General features: G+C 69.6%; 14 protein-coding genes. 9 read left to right on the top strand and 5 right to left on the bottom strand.

Going from position 1 to position 17561, the window contains the following annotated elements; translation table 11 throughout:
* Positions 1-8: 8 nt before the first annotated feature.
* Positions 9-3545 (bottom strand): toxin glutamine deamidase domain-containing protein, encoded by a 3537-nt coding sequence (locus ON36_RS34305; protein WP_157225014.1) that lies wholly within the window; start codon positions 3543-3545, stop codon positions 9-11.
* A 186-nt stretch (positions 3546-3731) separates the two neighbouring features.
* Here ON36_RS34305 and ON36_RS35045 point away from each other — a divergent pair, with 186 nt between their 5' ends.
* Entirely contained in the window at positions 3732-4307 is a 576-nt protein-coding gene (locus ON36_RS35045; protein WP_157225013.1) for a hypothetical protein, read from the top strand.
* A gap of 380 nt (positions 4308-4687) precedes the next feature.
* Here the strand turns inward: ON36_RS35045 and ON36_RS37080 are convergent, their stop codons facing one another.
* Genes ON36_RS37080 through ON36_RS26700 form a run of 3 tightly spaced genes read right to left on the bottom strand, consistent with a single transcriptional unit; the run spans position 4688 to position 7972 of the window.
* Positions 4688-7165: a WXG100-like domain-containing protein gene (locus tag ON36_RS37080; protein WP_444543633.1), complete on the bottom strand. Its 2478-nt coding sequence runs from the start codon at positions 7163-7165 to the stop codon at positions 4688-4690.
* 4 nt (positions 7166-7169) lie between these two features.
* On the bottom strand, positions 7170-7487 hold the full coding sequence (locus ON36_RS26705) for a WXG100 family type VII secretion target (RefSeq protein WP_043659099.1): 318 nt from the start codon (positions 7485-7487) through the stop codon (positions 7170-7172).
* Complete coding sequence (locus ON36_RS26700; protein WP_052314374.1) at positions 7484-7972, bottom strand: YbaB/EbfC family nucleoid-associated protein; 489 nt, start codon at positions 7970-7972, stop codon at positions 7484-7486. Before ON36_RS26700 ends, ON36_RS26705 begins: the two co-directional genes overlap by 4 nt.
* 192 nt (positions 7973-8164) lie before the next feature.
* On the opposite strand from ON36_RS26700, the gene ON36_RS26695 reads away from it, so the two are divergent.
* Positions 8165-8770 (top strand): dihydrofolate reductase family protein, encoded by a 606-nt coding sequence (locus ON36_RS26695; protein WP_043659096.1) that lies wholly within the window; start codon positions 8165-8167, stop codon positions 8768-8770.
* An 8-nt stretch (positions 8771-8778) separates the two neighbouring features.
* Here the strand turns inward: ON36_RS26695 and ON36_RS26690 are convergent, their stop codons facing one another.
* The gene (locus ON36_RS26690; protein WP_052314373.1) at positions 8779-9714 is read right to left on the bottom strand and encodes an NADP-dependent oxidoreductase; all 936 of its coding nucleotides are present in this window, start codon (positions 9712-9714) and stop codon (positions 8779-8781) included.
* 435 nt (positions 9715-10149) lie between these two features.
* On the opposite strand from ON36_RS26690, the gene clpB reads away from it, so the two are divergent.
* The 7 genes from clpB to ON36_RS36690 all read left to right on the top strand — a co-directional run.
* On the top strand, positions 10150-12705 hold the full coding sequence (gene clpB / locus ON36_RS26685) for an ATP-dependent chaperone ClpB (RefSeq protein ID WP_043659093.1): 2556 nt from the start codon (positions 10150-10152) through the stop codon (positions 12703-12705).
* 71 nt (positions 12706-12776) lie between these two features.
* On the top strand, positions 12777-13583 hold the full coding sequence (locus tag ON36_RS26680) for a DUF5666 domain-containing protein (RefSeq protein ID WP_043659090.1): 807 nt from the start codon (positions 12777-12779) through the stop codon (positions 13581-13583).
* Between the two features lie 91 nt (positions 13584-13674).
* Positions 13675-14715 (top strand): TtfA family protein, encoded by a 1041-nt coding sequence (locus tag ON36_RS35670; RefSeq protein WP_245558211.1) that lies wholly within the window; start codon positions 13675-13677, stop codon positions 14713-14715.
* Positions 14716-14782: 67 nt separating this feature from the next.
* Entirely contained in the window at positions 14783-15589 is an 807-nt protein-coding gene (locus ON36_RS26670) for an SDR family NAD(P)-dependent oxidoreductase (protein WP_043659088.1), read from the top strand.
* Between the two features lie 38 nt (positions 15590-15627).
* Positions 15628-16161, top strand: coding sequence for an orotate phosphoribosyltransferase (gene pyrE / locus ON36_RS26665; RefSeq protein WP_043659178.1), 534 nt, complete (start codon positions 15628-15630; stop codon positions 16159-16161).
* A 70-nt stretch (positions 16162-16231) separates the two neighbouring features.
* Positions 16232-17293, top strand: coding sequence for a beta-ketoacyl-ACP synthase 3 (locus ON36_RS26660; RefSeq protein WP_043659087.1), 1062 nt, complete (start codon positions 16232-16234; stop codon positions 17291-17293).
* Positions 17290-17561 (top strand): lysoplasmalogenase family protein (locus ON36_RS36690; RefSeq protein ID WP_043659176.1); only part of this gene is annotated, 272 nt, incomplete at its 3' end. The genes ON36_RS26660 and ON36_RS36690, both read left to right, overlap by 4 nt.

Genomic DNA, 17561 nt, shown 5'->3' with positions numbered 1-17561 from the left:
GGGACTCCTTAGTAATTTCGGTGGCTCCTGAAATGGAGGATGGTTTCCCGTGTCACCGGGTTGTATTGTTGCACATTCCAGTAAATGTAATCGGGCGTTACTCCGACGGAGGAGGCTGTTGGGAAAACCCGTACTCGCTCGAGCAGTATACCGGATCGCCGGGAGAGTCTACGGTCCATCTCTGCCTGTGCCCAGCTGTGCTCGCGCCTACTCGAGGGGTCGGTAGAAGGCCGCAGGATGTTGTTTTCTCGCCATAATTGCGCAACCAGTCCGATTGCTTCGTTCACCGACCCTGCGCTGTGATCCTGAGTGTGTCCTCCACGGTAAGTCTCGCCGGGGTAGTCCACTTCGCCGCTCTGCTTCACGCGGTTCTGGACGGTGTTGGATCGAGGTGGATGGCTGCCAGGGCTGTAGTCCGGTCTGAACGATACGGCTCCGTTTCCTACATCGTCGGTATGGAATGCCCTGTCGTCGACACGATACCGTGTATTGGTGAGGGGTAGCCCGTCGGCCGGTCCGTCGCCCTGGGCGCGTGTGTCATTCCTGCGCATAGTCTCGGGGTTGCCGAGTTCGGGGTTTCCGCCGGTCCACGTGTCGATATGGGAGAACGTTGATCGACCGGTTTCCGGATCTAATGTCGGTCCGGTATGGAAGGTTCCATGCCATTCTCCTCTTTCGTTGTAGACGTCATACCTTGTGTCAGGATCCAGGTCCGTCAGGTCGCTGAATGGCTGAGTTTCTGGATTCCATTGACGCACTTCGCGGTGGCGTTCGCCTCCGGGTTCGTAATCGCTGCCGTGCGGCGATCCGAAATTGTCCAAGTCGAATACGGGGCGACATGAATCATCTGTGCGAAAGGTGAATGGGTCGGGGTCTGTAGTGTGCACTCTGTAATCGACGTTCGGCAGAGGGTAGCTCGCATCAGGATTGGCTCGGGTATTTCCATCGAATCCCGTCCGCATGTTATCTACGTGGGCATCAATATGGGTGATGCTTGGGGGATTCGATCCATCAGTGTAGACAGTTGTGCGGCGCCCCGCTGAATCCGAGACCTCGTACCTCGTCAGGGGTTCGAGTGGCGGGTTATCGGCTGGGTTCCGGTGAGTGCTATAAAAAGGCTCGCCTTCCCGGAGCGTACGACGCACTGTCTGATTGAACGACGGTTCTCGCCAATCTATGTCGTTGTGACTGGGCGTCGTACGATCACCCGGCCTAGCGCGGCTTACTGCGGAACCAATGTCCAGATCGTCGAGCCGGGCGCTTGGAGGGTGAGCCGAGGGGTGCGAGGAAACTCCGCCGTCGGGACGATGGGTCTGCCACTGTCCATCCGGCGGCACTCGCGGAGTCCGGCTCCCATCGATATCGGTCACCGCGCCAGAGCTGAAGACGTTGCCGTTGTCGTCGGTCCAAGCTTGCTGAGTGGGAGCCAGTACCTCGACACCAAGGTGTCGCGCCAATCGGTCGGCAAATCCGTTGGTTGACGCGTCACAGCCGATCAGTCGGATAGGCGAGACTCCGTCCCATCCTGACCGGTGAAGGAGGTCGCCGTATTCCTCGGGGGTGAGGGTGTGGTCGCCGATGCGGGCGAATCCGTCGGGGGTGATGTGGGTGTCGGCGGTGAAGCGGTTGGGGTCGGCGGGGACTCGGTGGGGAAGGTCGCCCATGGTGGGGTCGCCGCGGTGATGGGAGACGCCGGCGGGGGTTTGTTCTGCGTGTCGATCGTGGATGGCGTCGAGGTCGTTGGTCGCGGTGACGGCGGGGTCTGGGGTCGTTTCAGGGGCAGGGGTGTCCGTGTCCGCAGTTTCGGGGGTCCGATTCGACTCGGCGGGCGGATGTGGTTCGGTGCGGCCTACACCTGGGTCGTGCCCTCGTTCGGCCACGCTCCCGTCGTTTCGTTCACCCTCCAAGCCCAGGAGGTCGCGATGGCGTGCATCGTCGAGGTCGGGTGATATCCGTACTGGTGCTTGGTGATCGTCAGCTGTTCCGGTGTCGGGGGTGTGTCCGGACGCGTCAGGTCCGTGATCAGCAGTTGGTAGTGGATTGTGTTCTGATCCTCGGCCACTTTCCTCAGGTCGATTCGGCGTTGTGGTGGGTAGACCTGATACCCCTGAACCGGCGTTCGGTTCTCGATCGCCTGGTCGAACTCCTGCCCGGTCAGATCCATCGGCAAGCTGCTGCTGTGTGAGGTGATCACCCCGGTTTCCTTGTTGATCACGAAGCTCCCCTGGCCGAGCCCCATCCCCTGCTGCTGCTCTTCCATTGTCAACCGGGGTTGTGCCACCCAGCCGTGCCGGCTCTCGATCACCAGGAATTCCCGGTTCGGATCGAACACTGTCGCCAGCAGGTGACGTGCCTGTTCCAGCGTGCGGACCGGTTGTGGCATGGGACGTTCCTCCCGGTGGATTGATAGGTGTGAAGAAGAGCGCCGCCGTTCGGCTCACCATCGAAGGCGGAGGCGTATCGGAGGTGGTGCCCTGCTGTGGATCCCACCACACTGGGCCTGACGCTCCCAGCGGATACACGATGACTGTCGCGTGAGAAGAATTGCTGAACGGAGTGCCGTCCTGGTTGTAGAGCGGGTTTCCGGCACTGTCGCGCGCATGCCAGGTATTCACGACCAGCGCGGCCGAGCCCGGTCCCATCGCGGCGATCTGCGCGTGAAGTGCGGCGAACTGATCGCTGACCGACAGCCCCGGAATGTCTCGGAGCCCCTCGCCGAGCCAGGCCTCGGCCCTCTGCGTGCCACCGATTTCGCCGCTACGCCGATCGATGGTGCCATCGGGCAGCTGATCCAGAGTGCGTGGCGCCGATACAGCGGGCACGCCGAAGAAGGATGAGAGAGCCGACAGGGAGCAGTCGAGACAGTTGTTGCCTCGGCCATTCACGGTCGGGCCACCATCGTTGACGGCGGATCCGTAAGGGTTGGTCCGCGGATCGGCACCGATGGCGAACGAGTTGCCCACTCGAAGCAGATCTTCGACGTAGTGCTGATACGAAGGATGCTCGACGTTGCTGAGCCGGTTCGGCCCGTAGACCCGCTGGTCACCCGGATCGCTGATGTTCGCCGGTGTGTTCGCGTGCGCGATGTTGTTGCTCAGTTCCCGCGCGTCGGCGTCGGTGATGCCCACGCCGTGCTGCGGGGAGATGCCGAGGTGGTGGCGGATCGCGGATTCGAGCTGGTGGGAGTTGGTGATCTGGTTCGGGTCGATGATCAGGTGCGACTGAGCGGGATCGGTGACGGGCAGGATGTCGATGAGGAGGGGGTCGCCGGAGATCAGCCGGGCGTTGGGGTTGGCGTTGAGGGACGTGTCGGCGATCCTCGCCAGCTCGGACTCGATCTGCGCGCGGACGTGCGGTGGCAGGTTCCCCCCGATGAAGACGCGCAGGCGGACGACCGATACCGGCTGGTCGACCTTGTTGTCGTGGTTCTCCCAGTCGACCCACCGGCCGGTGCTGGGGTTCCGGAACTGGTTTCGCGCCTGGGGCGCGCGGTTGCGGAACCGCATGCGGTCTTGCCAATTCTGGTTGGCCAGCGCCGCATTCACGACCGGGACGTTGTGGTTCTGGGACGGGAGCGGCCCCTGGTGCTGTGGCAGGGGGTGGCTGCCGGGTGGAGGGGTAGGGCTGGTTCCCGGGGTGGTCGGTGAATTCGTGGTCGGGGCGGTGGCCTCGACGTTTCCGGGGGTGCTCGGCCGGGCGGGCGGCGCACTGTCGGGAGAGGCGGGCGTGCTGTGCGCCGGCTCGGTATCGACGGCCGGGTGCTGGTCGGCCCAGGACGGTTGGTGCTGCTGGCGGAGGGCGGCCTGGTCGATGTGTCCGCCGATGGATTCGATATCGGCTGGGGTGAGGGCGGGATCGGTGTCCCGGGTGGGAAGGCCGAGGTGATCGCGGATCGAGTTCGCCAGGTCGTCGAGGGAGGGATCGGTGTCGGCATCGATGACGAGGTCGGCCGTCGTCGGATCCGTCGACGGCACGGTGTCGATGACGACCTCGGAGCCGATCGGGAAACGGTGCCCCTGGTTGAACGACAGGTCGGTCGCGAGTTGCAGGCGATCCGACAGCGTGTCGACGGCGGCGGGGTCCGTGCCGGTGACCGCCGTCGTGATGCGGACGACCTGGGCGGGACCGCCGGGCGCGTGCGGGTAGGACGCGCTCAGGTAGGGCTTGCCCGGGAAGGGGGTGACGCGGAGAGCGCGGTTGTCCGCGGGGGTCGTGGCGCGCAGCGCTTCGCGGCTCCGACGCGCACGCGCGGCGTTCTCGACGGCCGGGGAGTCGAATTCTGTGGATGGCTGTGCGGAGTTCGCTGATCGGGCTGCGGGGGATTCGCTCTCGACCGCCGGGGGCGTCGCGTTCGGGGCGGGTGTGGTGGCCGAATCGGCGACCGGCCGGGTGTCGGTGCGCGATGTCGCCCCGGTGGACGGAAGGGTCGTGGCGCGATCGTTCGCTTCCGTGGGCGGCGGGCCGGGCGAGTCCGTGTTCGTCGGCGACGCGTCGGTGGGAGGCGTTGTCCCGGCGGATCGATCGGAGGGGGTGATCGTGCGCGGGGGTGTGGAGCGTTGGGGAGAACTCGGAGCTGCCTGGTTGGGCGGGGTGGTGAGCGGCGTTCCGACCGGGCCGACGGGGTTGTTGGTGGGTGTGGATTGAACCGGAGGGGTGGTGCTGGGGGTGGCTGTCGTTTGACCCGGGCTCAGGGTCGAGCCGGGGGTGGTGGCGGCGGCCGTCGTGGTGTCGGTGGCCTGGTGCTGGAGGTTGGCGGCGGGATCGGGCTGGGTGGTGGTCGACGGGTTCGGGGTCGACGGGAGGTGTCCGGTGGTCGGGGTGAGGCCGGGCTGTGTGGGGGTGGTGAGGCCGGGCTGGCTGGGTGTGGTCGGGCTCTGGTGCGTGGCGGCCGGGGTGGGGGTTGTGGTGGTCGGCGTCGTGGTCGACGGGGTCGATGCCGGGGTGTCGGTGGCCGGTGTGGTGCCGGGGTTGCCCGGGGTGGTGAGGCCGGGTTGGCTCGGCGTCGTCGTGGAGGGGGACGGCGTCGTGATACCCGGCTGGGACGGCGTTGTGGTTGCCGGTTGGCTCGGTGTCGTCGTCGAGTTCGGCTGGGCGGTCGACGGTTCGGTGGAGATTCCCGGTTGGGCCGGCGTGGTGGCATCGGCCGGAGGGAGGTCCAGCGACGACGGGGTGGGGGTGGTCTGTGCGCCGGTGGGGTTGGGCGCGCTGTTGGGATTCGCGCCGGCTGCCTGCGGGGTGCTCGGCGTCGTGGTGGTGGGAGTGCCGGTGGGGGAGGTGTCTCCGGGGGTGGTCGGCGTGCCCGGGTTGGGGGCGCTCGGGGCGGTCGGGTTCGTGCCGCCGGGAGTGGAGGGGATGTCGCCCGTGGTGGACGGTGCGCTCGGCGGCGGGGAGTTCGGGGTGGTGTCGCCGGGAGTGGAGGGGGTGCCCGGTGATGTCGCGCCGGGGGTGGAGGGGGTGTCGCCCGGTGTGGACGGGGTGCTCGGTGACGGGGAGTTCGCGGTGGTATCGCCGGGGGTGGACGGGGTGCCGGGGGTGGTCTCACCCGGGGTGGAGGGGGAGTTGGGGGATGTGTCGCCCGGGGTGGGGGCGTGCTCGGAGTGGTGTCGCCCGGAGCGGAGGGGGAGGCGGGCGAGGTGTCGCCTGGTGCGGACGGGGCGCTCGGCGAGGTATCGCCCGGTGTACCGGGCGACTGTGGGGTGCCCAGGGCCGTGTCGCCCGGGGCGGACGGTGTGCCGGTCCCTGCCGGGTTGGTGGAGCCCGCGCCGTTGTCCGGTGCGCTGGGGGTGCCGGTTCCGGCGGGGCCGCCGTTGGCGGGCGTTCCGTCGCCTGCCGGACTGGCTGTGCCACTGGGGTTTCCGCCCGCGTCGCCGGCGACGCCGTTGGCGGGCGTTCCGTCGCCCGCGGGACTGCCTGTGCCACTGGGGCTTCCGCCGGGGGTGCCCGTGTCGCCGGGCGAGTTCGGGGCGCCGGTGCCCGCGTCGGGTGCGCCGGTGGACGCGGGTGCCGTCGCGCTGGGGTCGCCGGTGCCGGGTGTGCCGGTGCCTTCGGGGGTTCCCGTGCCGCCGGGGGTGCCGGTGCCCGCGGGGGAGGTGGGGGCGCCGGTGTCGGGGGAGCCTGCTCCTGCGGGAGTGCCGGTGCCGCCGGGGGATCCGGTGCCCGCGGGGCTGGTCGGCGAGCCGGTTCCTGGGAGGTTGGTGTCGCCGAGGTCGGGGACGGTCGGTGCCTCGCCGGAGCTGTGCAGGCTGGATTCGAGTCCGCTCTGGATGCCGCCCGCGCCGGCCGAGGTGAAGGTGTCGAGGCCGACGTCGAGCTTGAACTCCTGGTCGAGGAAGGCCGCGCCCGCGCCCGCGGCGGCGACCTGGGCCGAGAGGTCGGCGGCGAGTTCGGTTCCGGCGCCGACCGCCGATTTGGCGGCGAGCTTGCCCAGTCCGCTCGAGACGTCGTCGCCGAGACCGCCGAGCTTGGAGCCGCCGAGGCCGCCGCCGACGGCGCCACCCACCATCCCGCCGAAGGTCGCCAGGGCGAGGTCGGACCAGCCGAACTTGTCCATGGACCGGTCGCCCTTGGCGACCTGGATGGCGCGGGCCGCGGCGTCGATGCCGCCCTCCTCCAGCGCCTCGAACGCGGCGCCGCGCAGCGCCGCGCGCGCCATCGCCTTGGCGATGCCCCGCGCGATCATGCGAGTCAGCAACTGTTTCATCGCTATGCGCACCGCGACCTGCGCGGCGACGCGGGCCGCCACGCCGGCGGCGGCGCCGATGCCGGTCCAGGCGGTCAGGCCCGCGGCCACCAGTTCGGCGGCGGCCACGATCATGGTGCCGATGATGACGAGCTTGGTCTGCTCGATGTCGTTGGCGCCGTCGTCGAGCAGTTCGGCCTGTTTCCGGCAGTAGTTGGCGATGGCGGTGAACGCGGCCTCGTCGCCGGCGAGGAGCTTGTCGCGGTAGGCGGCGATGGCGTCGTGGGTGTCGCCCTCGGACAGCGCGGTCAGCGCGGCGTTGAGTGCGCTCGCGGCCTCGTCGTCGACGGTGTTGAGCGTGTCGGCCATCGACGTCCAGGCGTCGGCGAGCCGCCGCATGGCGGTTTCGTCGCCTTCGGGCCAGTCACCGGCGCCGAGAATGTATTTCGCGACCCACTGCAGGGAGTCGGGGATCTCGATACCCACGCGGTCAGGTGCCCGTCGACTGCTTCAGCTGCGCGGCACGGGCGGTGTCCTGCTCGACGAGCTTGTCGGCGACGGTCACCATGTTCGTGCCGAGCTGGGTCATGGACTTGGCCAGGTTCGCCACCGAGGTCTTGCCCTGCTCGACGCCGGGTGTGTAGTTCTTGGCGAACGCCTGACCGGTCTCGTCGTTGCCCCAGCACTCGCCCTCGGCGGCCAGCGCGGCGGCGAGCTTGTCCGCGGCGGCCGAAATCGAGGTGGCGACGGCATCGAAGGACGTCTTGGTCGAACGCAGCGCCGCCGGGTCGGCTTTGATCCCGCTCATCGCAGGTAGTCCCGGTTGCGGAAGTAGGCGTCCTCGTCGTCGTCGGGCGCGTCGAGCGGGGGCGGGGTGACGGTCTCCGGCGCGGGCGGGGCGAGCCGCGCGAGGAGGTCCTTCGCCGAGGGGGCGCCGGGGACGAGGTCGGGCAGGTCGGGCATCGAACCGGTGAAGCGGTCCAGCGCCTCGGCGCGGAGGCTGGTGGCCCGGCGGGCGGCTTCCTGGATCGTCGCGGTGACGGTGGCGCCGAGCGTGGCAGGCGTGGATCGTTTGAATGCCTCGGGTTCGAGGTGGACGTCGATCACTCCGGTGACGTTCGCGGTCACGCGCACGAGATTGTCGTCCGACCACACCGTCACCGGCTCCACCGCGCGCTGCTGCGCGGCCACGAGCTCGGCGCTGTCGCGTTCGTAGGACGCGAGCATCGACTCGATCTCCGCGCGCAAGGCGTCGTTTCCGGCCCGCGTCGCCTCGGGCATCTCCTCGCGCATTCCATTTCCCCACCATCGGCACAGTGCTGTCGAGGTATTGGACGCGCCGATACCGACCGCGGATCCCGATTGTGCGCTATGTCTCTTTGTCCGAGGCCGGCTATCAGAGATCGGAACGGCGGCGACCGATGAACCCGGCGGCGGCGCCCCGTCCTATCAAGCGACCCGCTCCAACGATCGAGGAGATATCCGATGCGGAAAATCACGGCCGGCCTGTTCGTCGCACTCGACGGCGTGGTGGAGGACCCCCAGGACTGGCACTTCCCCTATTTCGACGACGCCATGGGCGCCGCGGTCGGCGCGCAGCTCATGGGCGCGGACACCCTGCTGATCGGGCGCGTCACCTACGAGAGTTTCGCGGGCGCCTGGCCGGGCCGTGAGGCCGAAGGCGGCGAGGACGCGGCGTTCGCGAAGCAGCTCGGTGACGTGCGCAAGATCGTCGTCTCGCGCCAGGATCTCGAATTCACCTGGCGCAATTCAGAACTGCTCGACGGCGACCTGCTCGAGGTCGCGGCGGCGCTGAAGAACGAGCCGGGCGGCGATATCGCCGTCAGCGGGTCGGTGTCGGTGGTGCGGCAATTGCTGGCCGCCGGGCTGCTGGACGAATTGCATCTGCTGGTGCACCCGATCGTCGTCGGGAAGGGGATGCGTCTGTTCGAGGACGGCGGGACGATCCCGCTGCGGCTGTTGTCGTCGGAGACCTTCGGGACCGGGGTGCTGCACCTGGTCTACACCCGCGACGACGCCGCGCCCACCGGCTCCTACGAGGACGCGAAAACCCATATCGCCCAGCAGTAGGCGCGGGTTCAGACCGCCAGGACGGTCTTCCCCCGGGCGTCGCCGGTGCCGAGGATCGCCGGGGCGGCCTCCAGGGGGACGATCGACTGCACCGGGACGACGACGTCACCCGCGGCGACGTGGTCGAGCAGGCGGGTCAGTTCCGGGGCACGGCCCGTGGATTGGAAGTTGCCGCCCGTGAGGTCGTGGGCCGTGAGCGCTGCCTCGTCGGCGGAGCCGATGGTCGAGTAGGCGCGGCCGCCGGATTTCACGAGTCGGGCGTGCAGGGCGAAATCCTCCGGACCACTGACCAGGTCGAAGAGGGCGTCGATGCCGTCGGGATGGGTGAACTGGACGGCGTCGGCGATGCCGGTGGCGCCGTAGTCGATGGTCTCGCTCGCGCCGAGCCGCGAGATCTGATCGGCGGCATCGGGTTTGGCGGTGGCGATGACGTAGGCGCCCGCGAGCGCGGCGAGCTGGACGAGGAAGGAACCGACGCCGCCGGTGGCGCCGACGACGAGCACCTTCTGGTCGCGTCGCAGGCCCGCCGCGTCGACGAGGTCCTGCGCGGTGAGGCCCGCGATGGGGAGGGCGGCGGCGTTGACCGTGGTGACGTCGGCGGGGATGGGGACCAGCGTCGCGTCCTGGGGGAGGGTGGCGTATTCCGCCCAGCTGCCGTGGCCCGCGGGCGGGGTGAGGAACTTTCCCACCACCCGATCGCCGACGGCGAACTTCGTCACGCCCGCGCCGACCGCGGACACCGACCCCGCGCCGTCGACGCCGAGGATCATCGGGAAGTCGGTGGGCATCGAGTTCGCCAGCACTCCCTCCGCCATCTTCAGGTCCCAGGGGTTGACCCCCGCCGCGTCGAGCGCGACCTGCACCTCCCCGTCCCCGGGCTTCGGGACCGGCACATCGGCCAGCTCGGGATTTCCGCCGAACTTCTGGACCACGATTGCACGCATGGATCGTCTCCTGTCGGTGACGGCGCGCGCCATCGCGCGCGGGTCGGCGATACCTGCGGCCATCGTAGGGCGGCGACCCCCGGACACGCCGCGACAGCCGGTCACCCGCAGTGTCGCGGCGTACCGTGAGTCCCGGTGACCAGCGCTTTCGCGCCGAGCGACACTGTGGCCGAAAAACCGGGAAAAAATCCAAACTTGAGCGGAACAGACTCAACCCTGTAAACGTTGAACGAAACGACAACACCAAACCCCCAAACCCAGCCACGACCGGGCCGACCTCGAGGAGGCCCAGCGAGCTAAGCGAGCGTCGCGGCCGTCCCGCCGAACAGCGGGGCGAGACAAAGCGGCGCAGCCGCGAGTATCGCCCCGCTGTTCGGCGGGACAAGAGGGGCCGCGACTCGAGCGCGCCAGCGCTCCACGAACACAGGAGATGGAGTGGACTCGTTCAACCCCACCACTAAGACCCAGGCGGCGCTGACCGCTGCCCTGCAGGCCGCCTCGGCCGCGGGGAACCCGGAGATTCGTCCGGCGCACTTGCTGGTGGCCCTGCTGGATCAGACCGATGGCATCGCCGCACCGCTGCTCAAGGCCATCGGCGTCGATCCGGCGGAGGTGGGACGCGAGGCCGCCGAGATCGTCGACCGGTTGCCGCGCGCGACCGGCGCGACGACCACCCCGCAGCTGGGCCGGGAGGCCCTCGCGGCGATCACGGCCGCGCAGCGGCTGGCCACCGAACTCGGCGACGAGTACGTCTCGACCGAGCACGTGGTGGTCGGGCTCGCCGACGGCGACTCCGATGTGACCATGCTGCTGAAGAAGTACGGGGCGACGCCGGAGTCGCTGCGCGAGGCGTTCACCGCCGTGCGCGGCAGCGCGCGCGTGACCAGCCCGGACCCGGAGGGCAGCTACCAGGCGCTGGAGAAGTACTCCACCGATCTGACCGCCGCGGCGCGCGCGGGCAAGCTCGACCCGGTGATCGGCCGCGACACCGAGATCCGCCGCGTCGTGCAGGTGCTGAGCCGCCGCACCAAGAACAACCCGGTGCTCATCGGCGAGCCCGGCGTCGGCAAGACCGCCATCGTGGAGGGCCTGGCGCAGCGCATCATCGCCGGTGACGTGCCGGAGTCGCTGCGCGGCAAGCAGGTCGTCTCGCTCGACCTGGGCGCGATGGTGGCGGGCGCGAAGTACCGCGGCGAGTTCGAGGAGCGGCTCAAGGCCGTGCTCGAGGACATCAAGAACAGCGCTGGCCAGATCATCACCTTCATCGACGAGCTGCACACCATCGTCGGCGCGGGCGCGACGGGCGAGTCGGCGATGGACGCGGGCAACATGATCAAGCCGCTGCTCGCCCGCGGTGAGCTGCGCCTGGTCGGCGCGACCACGCTGGAGGAGTACCGCCAGCACATCGAGAAGGACGCGGCGCTGGAGCGGCGCTTCCAGCAGGTGCTGGTCGGGGAGCCGTCGGTGGAGGACACCATCGGCATCCTGCGCGGCATCAAGGAGCGCTACGAGGTGCACCACGGCGTGCGCATCACCGACTCCGCGCTGGTGGCCGCGGCGACCCTGTCGGACCGCTACATCACCTCGCGCTTCCTGCCGGACAAGGCGATCGACCTGGTCGACGAGTCCGCCTCGCGGCTGCGCATGGAGATCGACTCGCGGCCGGTCGAGATCGACGAGGTCGAGCGCGCGGTGCGCAGGCTCGAGATCGAGGAGGTCGCCTTGGAGAAGGAGACCGACGCGGCCTCGAAGCAGCGCCTGGAGAAGCTGCGCTCCGAGCTCGCCGACGACCGCGAGAAGCTCAACCAGCTGACCACCCGCTGGCAGAACGAGAAGAACGCCATCGACTCGGTGCGCGTGCTCAAGGAGCAGCTCGAGACGCTGCGCGGGGAGTCCGAACGGGCCGAGCGCGACGGCGATCTCGGCAAGGCCGCCGAGCTGCGCTACGGCCGCATCCCGGCGCTGGAGAAGGACCTCGCCGCGGCCGAACAGGCCTCCGGCGCGGCCGCCGACGGCGACGTGATGCTGAAAGAGGAAGTGGGACCGGACGATATCGCCGAGGTCGTCTCCGCCTGGACCGGTATCCCGGTGGGCAAGATGATGGAGGGCGAGACCCAGAAGCTCCTCCGCATGGAGGGCGAACTGGGGCACCGGGTCGTCGGGCAGGCCGAGGCCGTGCAGGCGGTGTCGGACGCGGTGCGGCGTGCGCGGGCGGGCGTGGCGGACCCGAACCGGCCGACCGGCTCGTTCATGTTCGTCGGCCCGACGGGCGTCGGCAAGACCGAGCTGGCGAAGGCGCTGGCGGACTTCCTGTTCGACGACGAGCGCGCCATGGTCCGCATCGACATGAGCGAGTACTCCGAGAAGCACGCGGTGGCCCGCCTGGTCGGTGCCCCTCCGGGCTACGTCGGCTATGACCAGGGCGGTCAGCTGACCGAGGCGGTGCGCAGGCGGCCGTACACGGTGGTGCTCTTCGACGAGATCGAGAAGGCGCACCCGGACGTGTTCGACATCCTGCTGCAGGTGCTCGACGAGGGCAGGCTCACCGACAGCCAGGGCCGCACGGTCGACTTCCGCAACACCATCCTCATCCTGACCTCGAATCTGGGTGCCGGTGGCGAGCGCGAGCAGGTCATGGACGCCGTGCGGCGGGCGTTCAAGCCGGAGTTCCTCAACCGGCTCGACGACGTCGTCATGTTCCACCCGCTCGACGAGGAACAGCTCGAGTCGATCGTCGACATCCAGCTGGCCTCGCTGCAGAAGCGGCTCGCCCAGCGGCGCCTGACCCTCGAGGTCAGCGACGGTGCCAAGTTCTGGCTGGCCGTGCGCGGCTACGACCCCGCCTACGGCGCGCGTCCGCTGCGCAGGCTGATCCAGCAGGCCATCGGCGACAGCCTGGCCAAGGAGCTGCTCGCGGGCGAGGTCGGCGACGGCGACACGGTGAAGGTGACGGTCGCCGAGGACGGCGACAAGCTCGTCGTCGGGCGGTGATCCGGCACAGAATGTAGCGCCGAGCGGTGCGTGAGCCCCCCTCACGCACCGCTCTCGCCTACTCTGGAGTCATGTCGAGCCCGAATGATCCGTGGGGACAACGCCCGGGAGATTCGCCGACCGAACGGCTGGGTTCGCCGGACGACGAGCAGACCAAGCCCTACGGCGGTGACTCCTTCGACCAGTGGGGTCAGCCGTCGAACCCGACCCGGGCGCTGCCGCCCCACGACGCGCAGTGGGGCGGTTACGAGAGCGGCGGCTACCCGGGCGACCAGCCCCTCGGTCAGCCGGGCCACCAGCCCGGATACCAGGGGCAGCCGCACTACGGTGCGCCGCAGTACCCCGGTCCGCCGGGCGCCGCGCCACCGGGCGGTCCGCCGCCGGAGCCGCCGCGGCGCAATACCGGGCTGTGGGTCGCGCTCGGGCTGGGCGTGGTCGCGCTCGTCGCGGTGGTCGGGGTGCTGGCCGGCCTCGTGTTCGCCGGTGGCGGCTCCGACGACGACACCACGGCCGCGGGCGTGACGACCACGCAGGCGCCGCGCCTGCCGTCCACGTCCAAGAACACGCCGCCGACGGGTTCGCCCACCGACAGCAGCGGCATCCCCGGTTTCCCCGGGCTGCCCGGCACCGCCGACACCGGCGCCACCATGGGCACCATCTCCTCCAACAACGGCGCCACGATCATGCTCGACACGCTCAACGGCAAATCGCTGACCGTGCAGATCGACGCTGCGACGCAGGTGATTTCGCTGAGCAGCACCACGGCGGCCGAACTCCCGGTCGGTGACATGGTTATGGTGCAGGGCGACAAGAACCCCGACGGGTCGATCCATGCCAAGATCATCATCAGCACGGCGCTGCCCGGAGGTCCCCGATGAGCGGACATTCACCGCGAAGGCTCGATAGGCTAGGGCAACGATGACTGCTATGTGGTTCGGGCTTGCGGCGATCGCACTCGTTGGTGCGATCGTGCTGTTGTATTTCGATCGGGTCCAGCGTCAGCGCACCGGGCATGCCCGCCAGGTGTGGGCGAAAGCCCAGGGCTACACCTACGTGTCGGTCGAGCCGGCGCTCGCCTCCACGTGGCGGCGCGGCGCGCTCGCCAAGCTGGGTTACCTGTCCGCGGTCGATGTGGTCTCCGGTATCCGCAAGGGCGAGAAGTTCGTGCTCTTCGACCTCGAGGACGCCGCGACCCTGGTTGCCGTGCGCCGCCAGATCGGCTCCGAGATCGATGTCGACATGCGTCTGAAGACGGCGTCCCCGCCCAAGGACCACGACCTCGAACTGCTCGGCGCCATCGGCGATCGCGTGGTGTTCGCCACCGACCCCGAGATCGCCCGGCACGCCGTCGACCAGCGCATGGTCGGGTTCATCGAGACCCTGCCCGACTCGGTGCAGATGCTGTGGAGCGAGGGCAACTGGACCCTGGGCCAGCTGCCGTGCGGCAGCGCGCCCAAGGACTGGGAGACCACCATCGACGCCGTGCTTCGCCTGTCCGGGCTGCTGCACGTGCTGCCGCCGGTGGCCGACCCGCTCGGCGACGAGGTCCGCCCGCAGGCCGACCGCCGAACCGGCGAGGACCCCGCCGACGACTTCGACGACGCCCCGCGCGGCGTATCGGCCTACGCCGACGCCGAGTTCGACGACGAGCCGCGCTTCCGGCCCGAGCTCGCCGACGAATCCCGCTTCCGCGGCCCCGACGCCGAGGCCGAATCCGAGTACGGGCACCCGGAATTCGACGACGACGAGCCGCACTTCCGCGATGTCGGTTCCGGCGAACGCGACGTCCGTGGCGGCGACTACACCGACTACGACGACGACCCCGACGACCTCGACGACCCCGACGTCGCGGGCGACCCGCCGTCGCGGCCGGGTCGCCGCCCGTCGCTGGCCGTCGTCCCCGAGCCGCGCGCCCGCGGCGCCGAGCCCGCCGGCCAGGCCGAGTCGGGCCGCGCGGGCGGCCCGTTCCATCCGGGCTTCCGGCCCTACCAGGGCCCGGCTCCCCGCTGACCCCCACGTCCCGGCGCACCTCCGCGCCGGGACGTTCCCTCTCACTCACCGAGCAGGTCGATCCACGATGTCCGAGAACCCCGTGCGCCTGCCCGGCGCCACCCGTCCCGTCGCGATGATCACCGGACCCACCTCCGGTATCGGCGCGGGCTTCGCCACCCGCCTGGCGAGCCTCGGCTACGACCTGGTGCTGGTCGCCCGCGACGAGAAACGGCTGGCCGAGCTGGCCGAGTCGCTGCGCACCCGCTTCGGCACCGAATCGGAGATCCTGCCCGCCGACCTGGCCGTGGCGGCCGACCGCGAGCGGGTCGCCCAGCGGGCCGCCGCGGGCCTCGACTTCCTGGTCAACAACGCCGGCTTCGCGCACAGCGGGGAGTTCTGGACCCTCGACCCGGCGCAGCTGGAAGCGCAGATCGACGTCAACGTCACCTCGGTGGTGCAGCTGACCCGCGCGGCCCTGCCCGCGATGATCGCCGCGGCCACCGGATCCATCGTCAACGTGGCCAGCGTGGCCGGGCTGATCTCCGGGAGGGGGTCGACCTATTCGGCCTCCAAGGCCTACGTCGTATCCTTCTCCGAGGGGCTGGCGGGTGGATTGGCCGGGACCGGTGTCCGCATCCAGGCGCTGTGCCCCGGATTCGTGCACACCGAGTTCCACGAGCGGGCCGGTATCGAGATGTCCTCGCTGCCGAAACGGATGTGGCTCGACGTCGACCAGGTGGTCGACGGCTGCCTGAGCGATCTGGACTCCGGTCGGGTGATCAGCGTGCCCGGCGTGCAGTACAAGGTGCTCACCGCGGTCGCGGGATTCGTCCCGCGCACACTGGTGGCCCGCATGAATCGCGGACTGTTCAACGCACGCGGAAGGACGTAACTACAGACATGATCGACCAGGCGCGTCAGGCGCTCACCGTGGCGGACCGCGACCGGCTCGCCGCGCTGGTGCGCGAGCTCGCGGTCGTCCACGGCAAGGTGACACTCTCCTCCGGCAAGGAGGCCGACTACTACGTCGACCTGCGCCGGGCCACCCTGCACCATCAGGCCGGTCCGCTGATCGGTTCGCTGCTGCGCGAACTGGTCGCCGACTGGGACTTCGACGCCGTCGGCGGGCTCACCATGGGCGCCGACCCGGTCGCCCTCGCCGTGATGCACGCGCCGGGCCGCCCGATCGACGCCTTCGTGGTGCGCAAGGCGGCCAAGGCGCACGGCATGCAGCGGCAGATCGAGGGCCCCGACGTGGTCGGCAAGCGCGTTCTCGTCGTCGAGGACACCACGACGACCGGAAATTCTCCGCTCACCGCCGTCCGGGCGCTGCGCGACGCGGGTGCGATCGTGGTCGGCGTTGCTACGGTGGTGGACAGGGAAACAGGCGCGGACCAGGTCATCGCGGCCGAGGGGCTGGAATATCGTTCCATCCTCGGTCTGGGCGACCTTGCCCTGAGTTAGCCTGGTCAGCGTTGACCCGCCGTGACGGCGTTGTCATGCGGGATAGAGTTGAAGGACGTGTGAGTCACCTGTGGTGAGCATTGCAGTAAACAAGAGTCGCCAGAACGTGGCGATGCTCGGGATCGGTGCGTATCGCCCGAAGCGCATCGTCAGCAATGCCGAGGTGTGCGAGATCCTCGACTCGACGCCCGAATGGATCCACGAGCGCACCGGTATCCACAACCGTCGCTGGATCAGCGGCGACGAGACCATCCGGTCCATCGCCGCCGCCGCGGGTGAACGCGCGCTCAAGAACACCCCGTCGGTCGAGCGCGAGAAGATCGGCGCGGTCATCCTGTGCACGTCGAGCTGGCTCAAGCTGACCCCGCACGGCGCGCCGTCGGTGGCCTCGGACCTGGGCCTCAACGGCGTCGCCGCCTTCGACCTGACCTCCGGCTGCGGTGGTTTCGGCTACGGCCTCGGTGTGGCCGCCGACCTGATCCGCGCGGGCTCGGCCGAGTACGTGCTGGTGATCGGCGCCGAGACGATGACCGTCGGCCTCGACCCGACCGACCGCGGCACCGCGATGATCTTCGGTGACGGCGCGGGCGCGGTCGTGGTCGGCCCGTCGGAGGAGAACGGCATCTCGCCGACCGTGTGGGGCAGCGATGGCGAGAACGCCGAAGCCATCGCCCAGGACGTCGACTTCCTGACCTACATGGAGAAGGCGCAGCGCCTGCAGGGCACCGACCCGGCGGTGGAGCCCGTCGGGCGGATGTCGCTGCACATGGAGGGTCCCAAGGTCTTCCGCTGGGCCGCGGTCACCCTGCCGCGCGCGCTGGCCAGCGCGCTCGAGGTGTCCGGCGTGGCCAAGGAGAACATCGAGGTGTTCATCCCGCACCAGGCCAACGCCCGCATCAACGAGCTGATGAAGAAGAACCTCGGCCTCGCCGACGAGATCCCGATGGCCAACGACATCGAGAACACCGGCAACACGTCGGCCGCCTCGATCCCGCTGGCCATGGAGGAGATGCTGGCGACCGGCAAGGCCAAGGGCGGCCAGCTCGCGCTGCTGCTCGGCTTCGGCGCGGGCCTGAGCTACGCCGGCCAGGTCGCGGTGCTGCCGCCCGCGCCGAAAGAGGCGAGCTTCTGAGCGTCCGCCCGCTCCGGGCCGGTTATCTCGCGGCGGCGGCGGTCACCGTCTTCGGTGCCGTCACCGGGCGGGACCGGCTGCAGTGGGCGGCCAAACCGCTGCTGATGCCGCTGCTCGCGGCCGACCTGGCCCTGGCCGACCCGCCGCCCGCCGAGAAGGCGGTCCTGATCGGCGCGCTCGGCGCCGCGACCGTCGGTGACGTGCTGCTCATCGATCCCGACGACGACCGCAGGCTGGTCGCGGGCGCCTCGGCCTTCGCCGTCATGCA

The organism is Nocardia thailandica NBRC 100428 (assembly GCF_000308795.1).
GTDB classification, from domain to species: domain Bacteria; phylum Actinomycetota; class Actinomycetes; order Mycobacteriales; family Mycobacteriaceae; genus Nocardia; species Nocardia thailandica.
This window is presented reverse-complemented; position numbering and strand designations above follow the sequence as displayed.

Excerpts from the sequence above, each read along its gene's own strand:
- ON36_RS26705 (WP_043659099.1), bottom strand. The coding sequence starts at position 7,487 with ATGAGCGGGATCAAAGCCGACCCGGCGGCGCTGCGTTCGACCAAGACG.
- ON36_RS26700 (WP_052314374.1), bottom strand. The coding sequence starts at position 7,972 with ATGCGCGAGGAGATGCCCGAGGCGACGCGGGCCGGAAACGACGCCTTG.
- ON36_RS26695 (WP_043659096.1), top strand. The coding sequence starts at position 8,165 with ATGCGGAAAATCACGGCCGGCCTGTTCGTCGCACTCGACGGCGTGGTG.
- ON36_RS26690 (WP_052314373.1), bottom strand. The coding sequence starts at position 9,714 with ATGCGTGCAATCGTGGTCCAGAAGTTCGGCGGAAATCCCGAGCTGGCC.
- ON36_RS26680 (WP_043659090.1), top strand. The coding sequence starts at position 12,777 with ATGTCGAGCCCGAATGATCCGTGGGGACAACGCCCGGGAGATTCGCCG.
- ON36_RS26670 (WP_043659088.1), top strand. The coding sequence starts at position 14,783 with ATGTCCGAGAACCCCGTGCGCCTGCCCGGCGCCACCCGTCCCGTCGCG.